This is a genomic window from Rhodococcus wratislaviensis, assembly GCF_900455735.1.
Lineage (GTDB): Bacteria > Actinomycetota > Actinomycetes > Mycobacteriales > Mycobacteriaceae > Rhodococcus_F > Rhodococcus_F wratislaviensis.
Genome location: NZ_UAUI01000025.1, coordinates 323719 through 343254, shown reverse-complemented (window position 1 = coordinate 343254; position 19536 = coordinate 323719). Strand labels below are relative to the sequence as shown.

The 19536-nt window shown below is 68.5% G+C and carries 15 protein-coding genes; 10 read left to right on the top strand and 5 right to left on the bottom strand.

Annotation, left to right across the window (positions count from 1 at the left end):
* Nucleotides 1-80: 80 nt before the first annotated feature.
* From glyA to DTA22_RS30300, 10 genes are all read left to right on the top strand, one after another.
* Nucleotides 81-1406 carry a serine hydroxymethyltransferase gene (gene glyA / locus DTA22_RS30345; protein WP_112301889.1) on the top strand — a complete coding sequence of 442 codons (1326 nt, stop codon included), beginning with the start codon at nucleotides 81-83 and terminating at the stop codon, nucleotides 1404-1406.
* The gene (locus DTA22_RS30340; RefSeq protein ID WP_112301888.1) at nucleotides 1406-2641 is read left to right on the top strand and encodes a sarcosine oxidase subunit beta family protein; all 1236 of its coding nucleotides are present in this window, start codon (nucleotides 1406-1408) and stop codon (nucleotides 2639-2641) included. The genes glyA and DTA22_RS30340 overlap by 1 nt, the downstream gene beginning before the upstream one ends.
* Nucleotides 2642-2656: 15 nt before the next feature.
* Nucleotides 2657-2935 (top strand): sarcosine oxidase subunit delta, encoded by a 279-nt coding sequence (locus tag DTA22_RS30335; protein ID WP_005252386.1) that lies wholly within the window; start codon nucleotides 2657-2659, stop codon nucleotides 2933-2935.
* Nucleotides 2932-5796 carry a 2Fe-2S iron-sulfur cluster-binding protein gene (locus tag DTA22_RS30330; RefSeq protein ID WP_112301887.1) on the top strand — a complete coding sequence of 955 codons (2865 nt, stop codon included), beginning with the start codon at nucleotides 2932-2934 and terminating at the stop codon, nucleotides 5794-5796. Before DTA22_RS30335 ends, DTA22_RS30330 begins: the two co-directional genes overlap by 4 nt.
* Entirely contained in the window at nucleotides 5789-6382 is a 594-nt protein-coding gene (locus DTA22_RS30325; RefSeq protein WP_112301886.1) for a sarcosine oxidase subunit gamma, read from the top strand. The genes DTA22_RS30330 and DTA22_RS30325 overlap by 8 nt, the downstream gene beginning before the upstream one ends.
* Before the next feature lie 77 nt (nucleotides 6383-6459).
* The gene (folP, locus tag DTA22_RS30320; RefSeq protein ID WP_112301885.1) at nucleotides 6460-7359 is read left to right on the top strand and encodes a dihydropteroate synthase; all 900 of its coding nucleotides are present in this window, start codon (nucleotides 6460-6462) and stop codon (nucleotides 7357-7359) included.
* Nucleotides 7356-8057 carry an aminotransferase class IV gene (locus DTA22_RS30315; RefSeq protein ID WP_112301884.1) on the top strand — a complete coding sequence of 234 codons (702 nt, stop codon included), beginning with the start codon at nucleotides 7356-7358 and terminating at the stop codon, nucleotides 8055-8057. The genes folP and DTA22_RS30315 overlap by 4 nt, the downstream gene beginning before the upstream one ends.
* A gap of 151 nt (nucleotides 8058-8208) precedes the next feature.
* Nucleotides 8209-8622, top strand: a complete 414-nt coding sequence (locus DTA22_RS30310) for a glycine cleavage system protein H (protein WP_112301883.1) — start codon at nucleotides 8209-8211, stop codon at nucleotides 8620-8622.
* 4 nt (nucleotides 8623-8626) lie between these two features.
* A complete protein-coding gene (locus DTA22_RS30305) occupies nucleotides 8627-10009 on the top strand; it encodes an L-serine ammonia-lyase (RefSeq protein ID WP_112301882.1) in 1383 nt (460 codons plus the stop codon).
* 1 nt (nucleotide 10010) lies between these two features.
* Complete coding sequence (locus tag DTA22_RS30300; RefSeq protein WP_112301881.1) at nucleotides 10011-10739, top strand: hypothetical protein; 729 nt, start codon at nucleotides 10011-10013, stop codon at nucleotides 10737-10739.
* Here the strand turns inward: DTA22_RS30300 and DTA22_RS30295 are convergent.
* The 5 genes from DTA22_RS30295 to DTA22_RS30275 form a co-directional block, all read right to left on the bottom strand.
* Complete coding sequence (locus tag DTA22_RS30295) at nucleotides 10685-14113, bottom strand: serine/threonine-protein kinase (protein WP_112301880.1); 3429 nt, start codon at nucleotides 14111-14113, stop codon at nucleotides 10685-10687. The genes DTA22_RS30300 and DTA22_RS30295 overlap by 55 nt on opposite strands.
* Nucleotides 14114-14187: 74 nt before the next feature.
* Entirely contained in the window at nucleotides 14188-15015 is an 828-nt protein-coding gene (locus tag DTA22_RS30290) for an IclR family transcriptional regulator (RefSeq protein ID WP_037226733.1), read from the bottom strand.
* 75 nt (nucleotides 15016-15090) lie between these two features.
* Entirely contained in the window at nucleotides 15091-16311 is a 1221-nt protein-coding gene (locus tag DTA22_RS30285) for a M24 family metallopeptidase (RefSeq protein WP_112301879.1), read from the bottom strand.
* A 64-nt stretch (nucleotides 16312-16375) separates the two neighbouring features.
* Nucleotides 16376-17710: an MFS transporter gene (locus tag DTA22_RS30280; RefSeq protein WP_037226730.1), complete on the bottom strand. Its 1335-nt coding sequence runs from the start codon at nucleotides 17708-17710 to the stop codon at nucleotides 16376-16378.
* A 297-nt stretch (nucleotides 17711-18007) separates the two neighbouring features.
* On the bottom strand, nucleotides 18008-19519 hold the full coding sequence (locus tag DTA22_RS30275) for a PucR family transcriptional regulator (protein ID WP_112301878.1): 1512 nt from the start codon (nucleotides 19517-19519) through the stop codon (nucleotides 18008-18010).
* Nucleotides 19520-19536: the final 17 nt, after the last annotated feature.

The following is a 19536-nucleotide window of genomic DNA, read 5'->3' as shown; positions in this document are numbered from 1 at the left end:
CTTTGTCCGGTGCTGACCTTACTCTACTTTCCAGTTGATATATCAGTTCAAAGTCAACTGACCTTCCAGAAAGGCGAACCATGACCGTGGACACCGCACACCTCACCGAGGTGGCAGCAGCGAACCCGACGCTGACTCATTCGCTCGCCGATCTCGACCCCGCCGTGCACCGGGCGATCGCGGCCGAGCTCGAGCGACAGCAGGGCACCCTGGAAATGATTGCCAGCGAGAACTTCGCCCCGCTCGCGGTGATGCAGGCGCAGGGGTCGGTGCTGACGAACAAGTACGCCGAGGGCTACCCCGGACGCCGCTACTACGGCGGGTGCGAGCACGTCGACGTCATCGAGCAGCTCGCCATCGACCGCCTCACCGACCTGTTCGGCGCGAAGTTCGCCAACGTGCAACCGCACTCCGGGGCGCAGGCCAACGCCGCCGCGATGTCGGCACTGCTGAAGCCCGGCGACGGCATCCTCGGCCTGGACCTCGCGCACGGCGGTCACCTCACCCACGGGATGAAGCTGAACTTCTCCGGCAAGCTCTACGACGTCGCCGCGTACCACGTCCGCGAGGACGATCATCTCGTGGACATGGACGAGGTGGAGCGTCTCGCGCGTGAGCACCGCCCGAAGCTGATCCTGGCCGGCTGGTCCGCCTATCCCCGCCAGCTCGATTTCGCCGCGTTCCGGCGCATCGCCGACGAGGTCGGCGCGTACCTCATGGTCGACATGGCGCACTTCGCCGGACTCGTCGCCGCCGGACTGCACCCCTCCCCCGTCCCGCACGCCCACGTGGTCACGTCGACGACGCACAAGACGCTCGGCGGTCCGCGCGGCGGCGTCATCCTCACCAACGACGAGGCACTGGCCAAGAAGTTCAACTCCTCGGTGTTCCCCGGACAGCAGGGCGGCCCGCTCGAGCACGTCATCGCCGGCAAGGCCGTCTCGTTCAAGCTCGCCGCCGAGCCCGAGTTCCGGGAGCGCCAGGAACGCACGCTCGCCGGCGCGAAGATTCTCGCCGACCGGCTGCTGCAGCCCGACTCCCGCGCGGCGGGGATCAGCGTCGTGTCCGGCGGCACCGACGTGCACCTGGTGCTGGTGGATCTGCGCGAATCCGAGCTCGACGGCAAGCAGGCCGAGGACCGGTTGCACCGCGTGGGTATCACGGTGAACCGCAACGCCGTACCGTTCGACCCGCGCCCGCCGATGGTCAGCTCCGGGGTGCGGATCGGCACCCCCGCGCTCGCCACCCGCGGTTTCGACCTGGACGCGTTCACCGAGGTCGCCGACATCATCAGCTACGCGCTGCGACCGGCCACCGACGAGGCCGGACTCGACGAGCTCCGCGGCCGCGTCGACGCCCTCGCGCTGCGCTTCCCGCTGTACCCCGACCTCACGGAGGCAAACTGATGAGTGCCACCCAGCCACCCGGCGCCCACCTGCCCGACCACCCCGACTTCCTGTGGCGCAACCCGGAACCGAAGAAGTCGTACGACGTCGTGATCGTCGGCGGCGGCGGGCACGGCCTCGCCACCGCGCACTATCTCGCCAAGAACCACGGCATCACCAACGTCGCGGTTCTGGAGAAGGGCTGGCTCGCGGGCGGCAACATGGCCCGCAACACCACGCTGATCCGGTCGAACTACCTGTGGGACGAGAGCGCCAAGATCTACGAGCACGCCCTGAAGCTGTGGGAGGGTCTCGAGGACGACCTCGACTACCCGATCCTGTTCAGCCAGCGCGGCGTCCTGAACCTCGCGCACAGCCTGCAGGACGTCCGCGACAGCGTCCGCCGCGTCGAGGCCAACAAGCTCAACGGCATCGACGCCGAGTGGGTCGGACCCGACGAGGTCAAGAAGCTGTGCCCGCTGGTGAACATCTCGAGCGACATCCGCTACCCGGTGATGGGCGCGACGTATCAGCCGCGCGCCGGCATCGCCAAGCACGACTACGTGGCCTGGGGATTCGCGCGCCGCGCCGACGAGGCGGGCATCGACATCATCCAGAACTGTGAGGTCACCGGGTTCGTCACCGACGGCAACAAGGTCACCGGGGTGCGCACCACCCGCGGCGACATCGCGACCGGTCAGGTCGCGCTGTGCGCGGCCGGGCACACCTCGACGCTCACCGACATGCTCGGCATCCGCACCCCCGTGCAGAGCCACCCGCTGCAGGCGCTGGTCTCGGAACTGCTCGAGCCCGTGCACCCGACCATCGTGATGTCCAACGCCATCCACGTGTACGTCTCGCAGGCGCACAAGGGTGAACTGGTGATGGGCGCGGGTGTCGACTCCTACAACGGGTACGGCCAGCGCGGCGCGTTCCACATCATCGAGCGCCAGATGGCGGCCGCGGTGGAGTTGTTCCCCGTCTTCGCCCGCGCGCATCTGCTGCGCACCTGGGGCGGCATCGTCGACGTGTGCCCCGACGCCTCCCCGATCGTCGGACGCACCCCGTACGACAACGTGTACCTCAACTGTGGTTGGGGCACCGGCGGATTCAAGGCCACCCCCGGGTTGGGCTGGTGTATGGCGGACACCATCGCGAACGACGAACCGCACGAGTTCATCGCGCCGTTCAGCCTCGACCGGTTCGTCACCGGCGCCCTCGTCGACGAGCACGGCGCCGCCGCCGTCGCGCACTGAAGGTCAGGAGCCACAATGCAACTCATCGAATGCCCGTGGTGCGGGTCCCGTGAGGAAACCGAGTTCCACTACGGCGGCGAAGCCCACGTCGTCTATCCGGAAGACCCCGAATCGCTGACCGACGAGCAGTGGGCGCACTTCGTGTTCTTCCGCGCGAACCCGAAAGGTCTCTTCGCGGAACGGTGGAACCACAGCGCCGGCTGCCGGCGCTGGTTCAACGCCGTACGCGACACCGCCACCTACCGATTCCACAGCGTCTACCGCTTGGACGAGCAGAAGCCGACGATATCGTGAACGCACCCTTCCGCACCCGCCAGGGCGGTCGCCTCGACCGCGACACCTCCTACACCTTCACGTTCGACGGCCGGGAACTGACCGGTCACCCCGGTGACACGCTGGGCTCGGCCCTGCTCGCGAACGGCGTCCACCAGATCACCACCAGCATCAAACTCGGCCGGGCCCGCGGCATCACCGCGGCGTGGGCGGAGGACACCGGCGGTCTCGTGCAGATCGAGGAGCCGTTCCCCGAGCCGATGCTGCTCGCCACCACCATCGAGTTGTTCGACGGCCTCGTCGCCCGCGGCATCCCCGGTCAGGGACGGCTCGCCGAGATCCCCGATTCGGCGAAGTACGACGCCAAGCACGTCCACACCGACCTCCTCGTCGCCGGCGCCGGACCGGCCGGTCTCGCCGCCGCGCTCACGGCGGCCCGGGCGGGTGCGCGGGTGGTGCTCGTCGACGAGCAGAGCGAAGCCGGCGGCGACCTCCTCGGCAGCACCGACCTCATCGACGGCGCACCCGCCCTCGAGTGGGTCGCGGCCGCGGTCGCCGAACTGGACACGTACCCGGATGTGCTGCATCTGCAGCGCACCACCGCATTCGGCAACTACGACGACGGCTTCGTCCTCGCCCTGCAGCGCCGCACCGACCATCTCGGTGTCGAGGCCCCCGCGGCGCTGAGCCGCCAGCGCGTCTGGCGTATCCGCGCCCGGCACATCCTCGTCGCCGCCGGAGCGCACGAGCGGCCCGTCGTCTTCACCGACAACGACCGACCAGGCATCATGCTCGCGCACGGCGCCCGCACCTTCCTGCACCGCTACGGCGTCAAGGTGGGTGAGCAGGCCGTCGTGTTCACCACCAACGACAGTGCCTACGAAGCCGCGATCGACCTGCACGACGCCGGCGTCCGCATCAACGCGATCGTCGAGGCCCGCGACGAGGCACCCGCCCGCTGGCAGCGTGAATGCGACACGCGCGGCATCACCATCCGTACCGGCTCGGTGGTATCCGGCACCCGCGGCAACGGCCGGATCAGCCACGCCGTCGTGTCGCACCGCACGGACACCGATCACCGGTTCCGCGTCCCCCTCGCCTGCGACGTCCTGCTCGTCAGCGGCGGCTGGAATCCGGCCGTGCACCTGTTCTCCCAGGCCCGCGGCAAGCTCCGCTACGACGAGAACCTCGGTGCCTTCGTGCCCGGCGAGGACCTCGACGGAGTCTCCGTCGCCGGGTCCGCGAACGGTGTGTTCGACCTGGACGGGTGCCTGCGCGACGGCCAGACCGCCGGTCAGTCGATCATGCGCGACCTCGGCTTCACCGTTCCCGAGCGCACGATCGACCCCGAACCTGCACCCGCGATCGAACAGTCCACTCCGCTGGTCCTCTGGCGGGTGCGGGACGTCGCCGGCGAGGACACCCAGTTCGTCGACGTGCAGCGCGACGCGACGGTCGCCGACCTCGCCCGCGCCGTCGGTGCCGGGATGACGTCGATGGAGCACATCAAGCGTTACACCACCATCGGCACCGCACACGACCAGGGCAAGACGTCCGGGGTGATCTCCTCCGGCATCACGGCCGAACTGCTGGGCAGGCCGATCGAGACGCTGGGCACCACCACGTTCCGGCCGCCCTACACCCCGGTCGCGTTCGCCGCCCTCGCCGGCCGCAGCCGCGGCGCCCTCTTCGACCCCGAACGGGTGACGGCGCTGCACGATTGGCACGTCGGCCGCGGCGCGGTGTTCGAGGACGTCGGCCAGTGGAAGCGTCCCCGCTACTACCCCCTGCCCGGGGAGGACATGGACGCCGCGGTGCTGCGCGAATGCGCTGCCGTGCGCCGCAGCATCGGCATCCTCGACGGCTCCACCCTCGGCAAGATCGACGTCCAGGGTCCCGACGCCGGTGTGCTGCTCGACATGATCTACACGAACATGATGAGCACCCTGAAGGTCGGCATGGTCCGCTACGGCGTCATGTGCGGCGTCGACGGCATGGTCATCGACGACGGCACCGTGATGCGCCTGGCCGACGACCGCTTCCAGGTCTTCACGACCACCGGTGGCGCCGCGAAGATCCTCGACTGGATGGAGGAGTGGCTGCAGACCGAATGGCCGCACCTGTCGGTACGGCTCACCTCGGTCACCGAACAGTGGGCCACGTTCCCCGTCGTCGGACCGCGCTCGCGCGACGTCATCGGTGAGGTCTTCCCCGACCTCGACGTCACCAACGACGCGTTCCCGTTCATGGCGTGGCGCGATACCACCCTCGGCGGCGTCCACGTCCGGGTCGCCCGGATCAGCTTCTCCGGCGAACTCGCGTTCGAGGTCAACGTCGACGGCTGGCACGCACCCGCGGTCTGGGCGCGCCTGATCGCCGCGGGCGAGAAGTACGACATCACCCCGTACGGCACCGAGACCATGCACGTCCTGCGCGCCGAGAAGGGTTACCCGATCATCGGTCAGGACACCGACGGCACGGTCACCCCGCAGGACCTCGGGATGAGCTGGGCCGTGTCGAAGAAGAAGCGCGACTTCATCGGGAAACGCTCCTTCACCCGGGAGGAGAACCAGAACCCGCTGCGCAAGCAGTTCGTCGGACTGCTCCCGCTCGACAAGCAGACCGTGCTGCCCGAGGGCGCGCAGATCATCGAAGAGATCGCCGACGGGATCCTGCCGCCTCCGCCGGTGCCGATGCTCGGGCACGTCACCTCGAGCTACCTCAGCGCCGAACTGGGCCGCCCGTTCGGGCTCGCCCTCGTCAAGGGCGGCCGCGCCCGGCTCGGCGACACCCTGCACGTCCCGGTGGACGGAAACCTGGTCGCCGTCGAGGTCACCAGTTCCGTCCTCGTCGATCCCGAAGGAGCACGTCGCGATGGCTGACACCCTCGTCCCCCTCAGCCCCCTGCACGGCTGGGACCAGAAATTCTCTGCACTCCCCGAGTCGGTGAGCGTCGCCGAGGAACCGTTCGTCGCGATGGTCGACCTGTGGGTCGACCCGGCCGGACCGGGAGTCGGCGCCGCCGCGACGGTCCTCGGGTTCGACCTCCCCACCGCGGCGTCGACGTCGGCGGGCACCGACGCGATGACCGCCGTCTGGCTCGGTCCCGAGGAGTGGCTGATCACCACCAGGGCACAGTCGGCGCCCGCTCTCGAGTCGGACCTGCGGGCGGCGGTGACACCCCACGGCGGAGCCGCGATCGACGTCTCCGGACAGCGAACCACCCTGCGGCTGCGCGGCACTCACGCCCGCGACGTCCTCGAGAAGGGTTGCTCACTGGATCTGCATCCGAGGGTGTTCGTCCGCGGCACTGCGGTGCAGACCATGCTCGGCCTCGCGGGCGTGATCCTGATCGCGCTCGACGACGAGGGAGCCGATTACCGGATCCTCGTGCGGTCGTCGTTCGCCCGGTATCTCGCGGAGTGGCTGATCGACGCCGCCGAGGAGTTCGGCGTCGACCCCGTGTAAAGCGACAGCGTCGGTCCGGGTGGACGGCATGGTGCCGTCCTCCGGACCGATTCCCCTTCCGAAAGGAGGTGCGCCGGATGGTTCCGTTCCCGACGCTCATCGCGACCGGCCACGGCCGACTGCTCGACGCTCTGTCACGCGACGTTCCCCTAATCTGCGGAATCGTCAACGTGACCCCGGATTCGTTCTCCGACGGTGGTCGATACCTCGACACCGCCGCCGCGGTCGAGCACGCCCTGTCCCTGGTCGCGGAGGGCGCCGACCTCCTCGATGTCGGAGGCGAATCGACCCGTCCCGGATCCCGACCGCCGTCCGTCGCGGACGAGATCGCGCGCGTGATTCCCGTCGTCCAGGAACTCGCCGAGCTCACCTCGGTCCCGATCTCGGTCGACACCTCGAGACCGGACGTCATGCGCGCGGCGGTCGCCGCCGGCGCGTCGATGATCAACGACGTTCGTGCCCTCCGGCTTCCGGGTGCGCTGCGCGCCGCCGCCGACCTGAACGTGCCCGTGTGCCTGATGCACATGCGCGGCGAGCCCGAGACGATGCAGAAATCGCCGGAGTACGGCGACGTCGTGTCCGAGGTGCGCGGGTTCCTCGTCGACCGTGTCGGTGCCTGCCGGGGCGCGGGAATTCCCCTCGAGCACATCATGGTCGACCCGGGCTTCGGATTCGGCAAGACCCTCGCCCACAACCTCACCCTGTTGTCCGAGCTCCGGCAGATCACGGATCTCGGTGTTCCCGTGATGGCCGGACTGTCCCGGAAGGGCATGCTCGGCACGATCACCGGCCGCGGCGTCGACCACCGTCAGGCCGCCTCGGTGGCCGCAGCCCTGATTGCCGCGCAGAACGGGGCCGCCCTCCTCCGGGTGCACGACGTGTCCGCGACCGTGGACGCGGTGTCCGTGCTCCGTTCACTCGTATATCGTGGTGCCGCCAGCCCCAGCCACGCGTCGAATCGAGCCTCCGCCCCGTGAACGCCTCCGTGTCCGCCGCCGGTGTCGCGACGATCGATGCCGCTGGGGTCCAGCCGATCGATACAGGTGAGGCGCAGCTGCTCGGTACGGGTGCTCAGCTGATGGAGACGATGTATCACGATCCGCGGACCGGTCTGCGGCACGCGGAGCGTCATCTCCGACGCCTGGCCCGTTCCGCAGCCGTGCTCGGGTACGAGTTCCGGGAACGGGACCTCCGGCGCCACCTCGCGCAGCGGCTGGCGGGTATCGGCGAGGCCCGGGTCCGCGTGCGCCTGCACCGTGCCGGCGGTGTGGACGTCGATGTCTTCGGGCCGCCGGTCGCGCCGGCCTCGGTGTCTCTCGTGCTCGACGACGAGCCCGTCGACTCCCGGGACGTCCTCCTCGGACACAAGACGACGTTGCGCGAGCGATACGACCGCAGGCGACACCGCCATCCCGGGGCCGACGACGTCGTGCTGGTCAACGAACTCGGGCACGTCACCGAGACCACGATCGCGAATCTCGCCGCCCGGTTCGACGGCGTCTGGTGGACACCACCGTTGTCGTCGGGGTGCCTGCCGGGTGTCGAGCGGTCCTGGCAGCTCGACCGTGGGCTGATGCGCGAACGCATTCTCACGCCGGGCGATCTCCTGGCCGCCGAGGCGCTCGCCGTGACGAGCTCACTCAAAGGTGTGCTGCCCGCGACCCTCCGGCCGTAGCCCCCTAGTTTCCGGACGATTCCAGACCACCTCTTGACCCACCCCCGCACCTGACCTACTGTTATGACTCATACTGATATATCACTGTCAGACCTGTTGGATCACACGCGCGACTCCGCGACCACAACGCCCGACTGTCAAAGGACAAGGCATGAGAGCTGGAAAGATTCCCTCGGATCGACGGTTCACGGCCACACACAGCTGGCTGGCCCTCGCACCGGGACAGAGCTTCTCCGACTACCCGCTCCGGGCCGGGGTCACGGACACGGCACTCGACGAAATCGAGGTGGTCGGGCTGGAACTTCCGGCAGTGCGCAGCACGATCGAGGCCGGCGCCCCCTGCGCGCTCGTGTGGACTTCCGCGCGGACCGTCGTCACCGTGTACGCGCCGATCAGCGGACTCGTCACGATGACGAATACCGACGCCCTCGAGGATCCGCGACTCGTCGCCGACGACCCGTTCCACCGCGGCTGGCTGTTCGCCGTCCTCCCGTCGCCGACGTCGTCCGCCTACGGACTCCTCACCCCCGCGCAATACGCCAACGAACTCAGTGAGGCGGTGTAATCCCATGACCATCAGCGTGTTCGACCTGTTCTCCGTCGGCGTCGGCCCCTCGAGTTCGCACACCGTCGGACCGATGCGCGCCGCCGCGCGGTTCGTCTCCGACCTCCGCGCCCTCGACGCCCTGCCCGAGGTAGCGGACATCCGTGTCGACCTGTACGGCTCGCTCGCCGCCACGGGAGCGGGCCACGGAACGATGTCCGCGGTGCTGCTCGGACTCGAGGGGTACTTTCCCGAGAAGATCGAGACCGAGGAGATGGAACGACGCCTCGAGGAGATGCGCAGTACCCGGCACATCAGGGTCGGCGGATCGCACGAGGTCGCGCTCGCCGAGGACGAGATCGTCCTCCATCCGCTGACCATCCTGCCGCTGCACCCGAACGGGATGAGGATCACCGCATCCACAGCCGCCGGCGTCGAGATCCACAGCGAAACCTACTTTTCGATCGGCGGCGGCTTCGTCGTCACCGAAGCGGAGAGTGCACAGCCGCCGCGCACCGCCACCGGCGGACTGTCGTTCGGGTCCGCCAAGGAACTCCTCGACGTCGCGGCCCGCCACGGCTACGCCATCAGTGACGTGATGCTCCAATTCGAACGCGAAACGCGGTCGACCGTGGAAATCTACGAACGGCTCCTCCATATCCGCGACGTCATGGTGGAATGCGAGAGGCGCGGGATCGCGCGCGACGGGATCCTTCCCGGCGCTCTGCGCGTGCGCCGCCGCGCACGGGACTGGTACCTCCGCCTGGATCAGGAAGACCCGCACCGTGATCCCGCATTCGCCGAGGACTGGGTCAACCTCGTCGCGCTGGCCGTCAACGAGGAGAACGCATCCGGCGGCCGGATCGTCACCGCCCCGACCAACGGGGCCGCGGGCATCATCCCCGCGGTGCTGCACTACGCCGTTCACTACACCCCGGCCGGGAAGTCGGATCCCGACGACACCGCGATCCGCTTCCTCCTCGCCGCCGGCGCCGTCGGCTCGCTGTACAAGGAACGCGCGTCGATCTCCGGAGCCGAGGTCGGCTGCCAAGGTGAGGTGGGTTCCGCGGCGTCCATGGCCGCTGCCGGGCTCGCCGAGATCCTCGGCGGCACAACGGAACAGGTGGAGAATGCCGCGGAGATCGCGATGGAGCACAGCCTCGGCCTCACGTGCGATCCCATCGAAGGGCTGGTGCAGATTCCGTGCATCGAACGGAACGCGATCTCGGCGGGCAAGGCCATCAACGCTGCTCGCATGGCCCTACGCGGCGACGGCACCCACCGCGTCAGCCTCGACCAGGTGATCGAGACGATGCGCTCGACCGGCGCCGACATGCTGTCGAAGTACAAGGAAACGTCGACCGGCGGTCTGGCCGTCAACGTCCCGGTCAACTACGTCGAGTGCTGACATGATCACCGACGAACTCCGCCTTCTCCCCGCCCGCGCCGCGCACTTCATCCGCCGGCACCCGGTTCCGGAGCGCGACGACTACGCGCCCGAGACCCGGCTGTCGGTGCTCGACGTGCTCGTGCACTGTGCACCCGTCCGCGGCGACGCGTTCGTGGCCTTCCAGTTGCTGAGCCGACGCGAGCTGCCGGGCTCGTACCTTCTCCACGCCGACGTCGTGGACGACGCGCTGTCCGTCCTCGACACGTTCGCCGTCACCGAGCACGAATGCGAGCAGAGCTTCGGCCCGAACTGGCAGGACGTGGTGCGACACGCCGTGGAAGCGGCGGCCCTCCTGCACGGGCACTTCGGAGCACTGACGCGGACGACAAGCGTCGTCGACAGCCGCCGGCGGCTCGGCGCCTGGGCCTGCGCACGCGACGCGGCCTGGGAAGCGGGCCGGATCAAATCCTGGTACCGCGCCCAGGACGCCGCGTGGGAACGGCACTTCATGGACGAGGCGACAGTGCGCGAGGACGAGCAACTGTGCGCGGACATCGCGACCGCGGTGCGCGACGCGGCGGCAGCGCACGCCGTGTCGGATCTCGTCGGGCGGCACGATTTCACCAGCGCGCACTTCGAGACCCTGCTCGCCCCGTGGCGGACGGCCGCCGCACACCTGCTCCCGCGAGGCGATTACTGCGCGGCATCGAGCACGGTGTCGACGAACGTCCGCGGCAGGTCGGGGTGACCGTTCTCCCGCAGCACCGACAGCGCCGCAACGACGTTCGAGCCGCCGTCGGGTAGGAACCGGATCAGCCCGTGCCGGGCGCACTCCACCGCCGCCGGCAGCAGCATCGCCTGCGCCTCGTCGCGACGTCCGGCAGCCCACAGGCACGACACGAGCAACCGGCCCGCCTGCAGGCGGGCCCGGTGCCGCCCGGTCCCGTCGAGTTGCCGAACCCAGTCGTTCGCCCATTCGCACGCGAGATCCGCGGCCGCCGGATCGCCCTGCGCCGCGAGCAACGTGATGGCCGCCTCTTCCTCGAGTTGCGCCGTCGCCTGGTCGAGCCCGTTCGCCGGGGTGCGCCGGGTCTCGCGTGTGACGGCCACGAACCCGGGTGCCGGGGGCAGCCCGATCCGCACCCGCTCGTTGTCGACGGCGGCCCGCAGCCGGGGCAGGGAGAACGTCTCGGCGGTCCGCACCCCCTCGTCGAGTTGTCGTGCCGCAGCGTCGCGATCGCCGCGCACCGCCATGATCCGCGCCCTGAGGCAGTAGTGCCGGATCATGAAATCCGGTGCGCCACCGAGCGCAGCGGCGTCGAACGTCTCGTTGAGCAGCTCGTCCGCTTCGTCGACCCGGCCCTGCTCGTAGTGGACCTCGGCGAGAAGCGTACGAGTGAGCCGCGCATGCTGCGACTGCGTGTTCTCCGCCTCCCGGACCAGCTGGAACGCCTTGCGGTACAGCTCCATCGCACCGCCGACGTCGAGCTGCTCGAACTTCGCGAGTCCGGCGAAACAGTACCCGTACGCGACGGAGTACGGTCCGGTGTTCAGCCGGTGATACGGGGCCGCCCAGCTCTGCCTGCGGTAGGCGTCCTCGAACCGGAATTCGCACGTGTCCACGAACGTTTCGATGAGAGCGGCCATCGACACCACGAAGGGGTGGTACTCCGTGGGATGGTCGAGGCATTCGGTGACGAGCTCCCGCACACCCTCGATGCGGTCGGCGGTCGCCTCGATGTCGCCCTGCAGGACATCCGCTTCCACCCGGAGCTGGGCGGCGCGACGCTCGGGCATCTCGCCGCTGTCGATCTGCTCGAGCGCGCGGGTTCGGGCGGCTTGCGCGAGTTCGAGTCGCTGGAGTTCGCAGTTCGCCCATCCGATGGTGAGCTGCAGCCGTGGGCTGGCGGCCACCAGGTCGGCGGGCAGTTTCCCGATCAGGCAGAGCAGCGTCGACATCTGCGACCGATCGAGGAGGTAGAGGTCGTCCTCCTCGAGCAGTTCCACCGCTTTCTGCGGTTCACCGGCAGCGAGGATGTGGTCGACGGCCTCGCCCAGCAGGTGCCGCTCCCGGAACCAGTCGTACGCCCGGCGGTGCAGGTCGGTGATGCGCCCGGGGTGGTCCCGTTCGAGACGCTGATGGAGGATCTGCGCGAACAGGTGGTGATAGCGATACCACTGTCGGTCGTCCCCCGTCCTCCCGAGGAACAGGTCGCGGGCGGCGACCTGTTCGAGTTTCGCTTGCCCGTCCTGCACGCCGCCCAGCGCCGACGCCAGGTCGCCGCACACCTTGTCGGGGACCGACGTGGCGAGCATGAAGTCGAGCATGTCGGGTTCGAGGGCGTCGAGCACGTTCTCGGCGAGGTACTCGCCGATCGCGTCGGTCCCCGTCCGGAGCTGTTCGATCAGGTTCTCCGGACTTCCCGCTTCGCGCAACGACAACGAGGCCAGCTGCAGTGCAGCGATCCACCCGTCGGTCGATTCCCGGAGTTGTTCGATCTCGGTGTCCTTCAACGGAACCTGCACCCGGTCCGACAGGAAGTTCTGCGATTCGCCGAAATCGAAACACAGGTCTTCGGACGCTATTTCGTTGAGTTCGTCGAGCACCCGCATCCGGCTCAGCGGCAACCCGGACCGGCTCCTGCTCGCCACGACGATCTTCAGGTGGTGGCAGCCGTTGTCGAGCAGGAACTTCATGGCGTCGATCGGCCCGGAGCCGGTGATGCGATGCCAGTCGTCGATCACGACGACGAGGGCGTCCTCGCTGTCGTGAAGCCGGTTGATCAGCGACGTCAGGACGAACCGTTCGACCGCGTCCCCGTGCTCCTCCAGGGACTGCCCCAGATCGGTGACGACCTCCGGGCGTACCCGCCTGATCGCCTCGACGAGGTGGGCGAGGAACCACACCACGTTGTTGTCGTCGCGGTCCACGGTCAGCCACGCGACCGCAGTCCCGGCGTCGACCAGGTCGTCGCGCCACTGGGCGACCAGACTGCTCTTGCCGAACCCGGCCGGCGCGTGGACGAGCGTCAGCCTGCGGTCCCGGCCCGCGCGCAGTACGGCGAGGAGCCGGCGTCGCGGCACGAGCTGCCGGGTGGTGGTGGGTGGGCGGAACTTCGTCACCGGCGCGGGCGGGGTCGGCGGCGTCCGCACGTTGTACGGGAGCCCGGGGCCGCGGGACCGGGGGGACTCGCCGGCATGATCGTGCGGCTGCTCGGGTGCCCGCTGAATCGGGATGTACATGTCGTCGACGGCCACACCGTTGCGTCGCTCGACCGCCCGGAGCTCGTTGCCGAAGTCGGCGGCGCCGCCCGGCCTGTCCTCGACCGCGCGGGCCATGGCATGTTCGACGGCACTGCACACGTCGTCGGGGATTCCGGCGTCCCGCAGGTCGGGGACCGCCTGTGTGGAGATCCGCAGGAACTGACCGACCACCTGTTCACCGCTCCGGCGCTCGTACGCGGCATGACCGGTCAACGCGCAGAACAGGGTGGACCCGAGACTGTAGACGTCCGACTCGACCGTCGGTGGCCGGCCTTCGAGCACCTCGGGCGCGGTGAACGCCGGGGAGCCGGTGATCGAGCCTGCCGTCGTCTCGAATCCGCCGGAGACGCGGGCGATGCCGAAGTCGGTCAATTGCGGTTCGTCGTATTCGGTGAGCAGGATGTTCGCGGGTTTGACGTCGCGGTGGAGCATCCCACCGCGATGCGCGGTCTCGAGGGCGCCGGAGATCTTGATCCCGAGCCGCAACACCTCCTGCCAGCCGAGAGGACCCGACCGACGGATCTGCGCATCGAGGGAACCGAACGAGTGGTAGGGCATGACGAGGAACGGCCGCCTGCTCCGGGTGACACCGACCTGGTAGACGGCCACGATGTTCGGGTGCCCGGACGTCCGGCCCATCGCCCGTTGCTCCCGCACGAACCTCGTTACGTTGTCGGGATCGAGGTTCGACGTCAGGACTTTGACGGCCACCGTGCGGTCGAGGTCTTCCTGCAGGCAGCGGTACACGACCCCGAACCCGCCGCGGCCGATCTCCACGGCATCGTCGAACCCCGCCGCGGCCAGCTCGGTCGTGATCTCCGGCTGGCGCTGGGTTGCCCACGGATCGTCGTTCGCCATCGGCCTGCACCACCTCTGACACGCTCAACCCAGAATAGTCCGCGGGGTCCACCCGACGAGCGGATGCGCTGCGGTCAGTCGCGGGTCGCGGCGGGTGCCCCCAGCCGTGCCGACACCCGCCTGCCGGATTCGGCGACCGTCCGCCCGAGCGACTCGAGCATGGACTCCGGGACCCGGAACCGTGGCGCGGACAGCATCACGGCCGCGACGAGGACGCCGCGGTGGTCGCGGACCGGCGCCGAGATGCCGACCTCCTCGATCGACGTCCGGCCGTCGTTGACGGCGTATCCGCGGTCGTGGGTGTCGCTCAACTCGTCGAAGTACTCACCCCGCGAGTCCTGCTCCTCGGGTCCGACGAGCAGGCGGCGGTCGAAGAGCCGCTCGATCTCCGCCCGCGGCATCTCGGACAGGAACACCTGGACGGACGAACTCGCATACGTGTCGTAGCGGGTGCCCACAGCGGCGGTGTGCTTGACCTGTTTGGGACTGGGAATCTGTTCGACGACGACGGATTCGTGTCCGTTCCACACCATGAGCGCGCTGGTCTCGCCGGTGCGGCGGGTGAGTTCCTCCAGTTCCGGCTGCGCGACGCGGCGCACGTCGAGGTTGGCCAGCAGCGGCCCGGCGAGCGCGATGAGACCGAGACCGAGCCGGTAGCGTCCGGTGCCCTCGTCACGCTCGACGTAGCCGGCCTTCTCGAGGGTGGCGAGCATCCGGGAAACGCTGCTCTTGTGCAGGTCGACCTTGCGCGCGATCTCGGTGACACCGAGCACCGGTTCGGCGATCGAGAAGGATTCGAGCACCCGCAGTCCGTTGAGGAGGACCGACGGGGACGGCTTCGCGTCACCGTCGTGCTCGCCCGGTCCGTTGTCCGCGAGTCGATCGACGTCGTCCACACTCATGATCGTTGCGCTCCTTCGGTTTCTGCCTACACCACCGCCGACCCTGCCACACCCGAGGCAGGGTCGGCATACCGGTCAGACGCCGAGGATGTTGTGCTCGGGTCCGAACGGGAACCGGGTGATGTTCTCCGCGCTGTCGTCGCCGACGACCAGGATGTCGTGTTCGCGGTAGCCACCGGCGCCCGGCATTCCCACCGGAACCATGATCATCGGCTCCATCGACACCACCATGCCGGGTTCGAGGACCGTGTCGATGTCTTCGCGCAGTTCGAGTCCCGCCTCGCGTCCGTAGTAGTGCGAGAGCACGCCGAAGGAATGTCCGTACCCGAATGTGCGGTTCGGCAGCAGCCCCTCGGCCTCGTAGATCTCGTTCAGCTCGGCCGCGATGTCCTTGCAGACCGCGCCCGGCTTGATCAGCTCGAGCCCGCGGCGATGCACCGCGACGTTGATCTCCCACAGCCGCAGGTGCTCGGCCGACGGCTCGCCGTAGAACAGGGTGCGTTCGAGGGCCGTGTAGTAGCCGGCGATCATCGGGAAACAGTTCAGCGACAGGATGTCTCCGCGTTCGACGCGGCGGCTGGTGGCCCAGTTGTGGGCACCGTCGGTATTGATGCCCGATTGGAACCACACCCACGTGTCGCGCAGTTCGGCGTGCGGGAAGGTGGCCGCGATCTCCCGGATCATCGCGTTCGAACCGGCGATCGCCACCTCGAATTCGGGGACGCCCTCGGTGATCGCCGCACGGATGGCCTCGCCGCCGAGGTCACCGATCCGCGCGCCGTGCTTGATCAGTTCGATCTCCTCGGGAGACTTGATCATGCGCTGGCGCATCGTGGCCTTCGCGACGTCGGTGAACGTCATCCCGGGCAGGACCGCGGCGATCCGGGCCCGTACGTCGGGGGTCAGGTGGTCGTCCTCGACACCGAGGGTGCCGCGTGAGATGCCCTGCTTCGCCAGGACCTGCTGCACGGCGAACTCGAAGTTGTCGCGGCGCCAGTCCGTGTAGACGACGTTCTCGCCGAACGACCGCCGCCAGGGCATCCCGGCATCGATGTTGGCGGACACGGTGGTCGAGCCGTCCTGGGTGACGACCAGTGCGTACGGCCGCCCGAACGCCGTGTACAGGAAGTCGGAGTAGTAGTTGATGTTGTGGTAGCTGGTGAAGAGCACGGCATCGAACCCGTTGTCCGCCATGTGCTTACGCAGGGCGACGAGCCTGCGGTCCATTTCCACCGGGGAGAACGTGGGAACGACCTTCTCGCCGTTCGGGATGCTCTTGATGCGCTCCAAGTTCATGATGTTCCTTTCGAGTTGCCGGCGGCATCGTGTGATGCCGCATTTCTGTGGGAGGTACGGGTGGTCAGGTGTCGGCCAGGGGGCGACGGGAGGTTTCCCGGGCCATGAGCATCGCGCCCATTGCGACGAGGGCCGCGGCGACGAGATACCAGGCGGGCGCGAGCTTGCTGCCGGTGAGCTCGATCAAGAGCGTGGCGACGAACGGTGCGGTGCCGCCGAACAGTGCATTGGCGGTGTTGAAGCTGAACGCGAAGCCGCTGTAGCGGACCTGGGTCGGGAAGATCTCGGCCAGGAAGGTCGGGAGCGTGCCGTCGTTCATGGTGAGGAACGCGCACAGCACGATCTGGATGAGGACGATACCGACGATTCCGACGGCGCCGAGCACGCTGAACAGCGGGACGGTGAACACCGCGAAGCAGATGGACGCGGCGATGAGAACTCGTTTGCGGCCGAAGCGGTCCGAGAGCGCACCCATCCCGAAGATGAACACGATGTAGCAGGCGAGAGCGATCGACGCGGCGATGAACGAGGCCGTGTGGCCGACGTTCAACACCTCCGACAGGTACGTCGGCATGTAGCTGAGGATCAGGTAGAAGCCGACCGCGTTGAGGCAGGTGACCCCGAACGCGATGACGATCGCACGCCGATGGTGGGTGAACAGGATGGACAGCGGCGCGTTGGACTCCACCTTCCGTTCCATTTCCTGGAACTTCGGGGTGTCCTCGAGCTTCAGCCGAATGTAGCGGCCGATCAAACCCATCGGCGCCGCGAGCAGGAACGGCAACCGCCATCCCCAGCCCTCGAGCTGGTCCGTCGACAGCACCGCGGTCAGCAGTGCCGCGATCAACGATCCGAACAGCAGTCCGGCGGCCGTGGATGCGGGCACGACGCTCGTGAACAGTCCGCGCCTGCGGTCCGGGGCGTACTCGGCGAGGAACGCCGAGGCGCCCGCGTACTCGCCGGCGGCGGAGAATCCCTGCACCATGCGGACGAGCAGCAGCAGGACCGGTGCGAGGTATCCGATCTGATCGAAGCCGGGGATCAGTCCGATGCAGAACGTCGACGCCGACATGATGAGGATCGATAGTGACAACGCCGTGCGACGTCCGATCTTGTCGCCGAAGTGCCCCCAGACGAGTCCGCCGATCGGGCGGATGACGAACGAGATGGCGAAGACGGCGAACGTGGCCAGCAGGCCCGTCGTCGGCTCGGTCTCGGGGAAGAAGACCACCGCGATAACCGTTGCGAGATAACCGTATACGGCGTAGTCGAACCATTCGACGAAGTTGCCGACGAAGCTCGCCGTGATGACCCGCCGGAGAACTCGGGGCGAGGGGTTCACCGCGCCGTCCTCGTCCGATTGCGGCGGGGCTGAGGGGGAATTGAGGTTTTGGGCCATGCCCACTCCTTCTCGGGGCGTCGACTCTTGCCGACTGCGACGAATAGCGTGCGTTGCGTTCATTGCAACTGCGATTCGTTCAACGACCATATTGTGCCCGGCGTCACATGTCAACGGTCGTCGGGGTCTTGCGCGTGAACCGCGGTTGCAACGAATGAACCAGAACTGAGACCGCAGTAAACACGGACAGCCGCAGGTCGCGCTACCCCGATCTACCATTCCCGACGATGTTCACTGGAATGCAACACCGTTGCAACAGTCGAGGCCCGAAGTGGATTGCGTTATCACCCGCGCACGTCAGAGCGCGGTCGTGTCGACCACACCGCCGAGGTAGAGGCGGGTCGCGAGGTGCACGGCAGCGAGCCGCGGCGAACCCGTCGGATCCTCGCCGAGCAGGGCGAAGATCTGATCGAGCCGCTGATACAGCGTCTGGCGCTGCACGTGCAGTCGGGCCGCCGCCTCGGTCTTGCTGCACCCGCACTGCAGGTAGACGTCCAGCGTGTCGATCAGACGGCGAGCACGTTCCGGACCGACCGCGAGAAGCGGTCCGAGAAGTTCCAGGACGAACGACGTCAGCAGGGCCGGATCGCCGATCCGCCGGCCGAGACGCTCGAGAGCCAGTTCCGCCGCGTCCACCACGGTGCCGGCGATGCCCAGATCGGCCGCGAGATCGAGCGCGAACCGCGCCTCCGCCAGCGTGCCGGGGAGTCCGAGCAGACCGATGACAACCGGCCCCACCGCCACCCGGGCCAACTCCGCCCGAGCGGTCGCGCGCAGCGACTCGACCAGGGCCGCGCAGGAACCGACCCGGTCGTCGGACCGGAGCACGACGATCGCGTGCAACTCGTCGCCGGCGACAGACGACACCGTTCCGGCCGCGTACCGGTGCAGCGCCGCATCGATGGCGGCGAGAGAAACGGGACCGTCGACCGCACGCCCGACGACCCCGACGTACGACGCCCCGTCGACCATCCCCGCCGCACGCGCAGCCGCCACGAGACGCTCCGGGGCAGGATTCGGCTGGCAGACGATCCGCAGCAAGGCCTGCGCCGCCCGGACCGCGGCCGAGGGAGGAAAGGATCGCAGAAGCGAGATCGCGAGCGCTGTCGGCGCCCGCTCGACGATCGCCTCCGCGGTGACGTGATCCGCCGGGTCGTCCGGAGACACCAGGAGCGTCGCCACACCGACACCCTGGACGAACACCGGCACGGCGAACACGCCCGAACCGGCGGCAGGGGCGGTCATCTCGTCCCCGAGGGCCGCGATCACGTCGCCGGTCGCGTCGAGCAGGGTCACGTCGCCGGGCAGGAGTCGCGCGAGCACCTCGAGCAACTCGTCGGGACCGCCACCGCGGGCCAACTCCTCGGACAACGCGTGAGCGACCGCGTCACCACGACGCAGTCGCTGCACCGATTCGTTGACCAGCAGGCCGTTGATCGCCTCGGCGACCTCGACGAACGGAACGACCCCACGCAGTTCGACGACCGGCAGACCTACCTCCGTCGCCTCCTCGACCAGTTCCGCCGGAATCTGCGGCAATTGCGGACCGGTCTCGACGGCCACTCCGGCGACACGGCGGGCCGACAATTCCCGCACGTACCGTCGCAGTCCGGCCGGGTCGGCAGACGCGAGCGCGAAACCTCCGGTCAGCAGCAACTCGCCGCCGCGAAGGAGATGCGCGATGTCGATGACCTCACTCGAATGCACCCAGCGCACCGGCTGGGTCAGCAGGTCGGCTCCGGCTCGAACGACCGGGCGTCCGGCGGCGAAGCTCGGGTGGGCGAGAACGTCGGCTAACGACAGCGACATGACATTCCGTTCGTTGA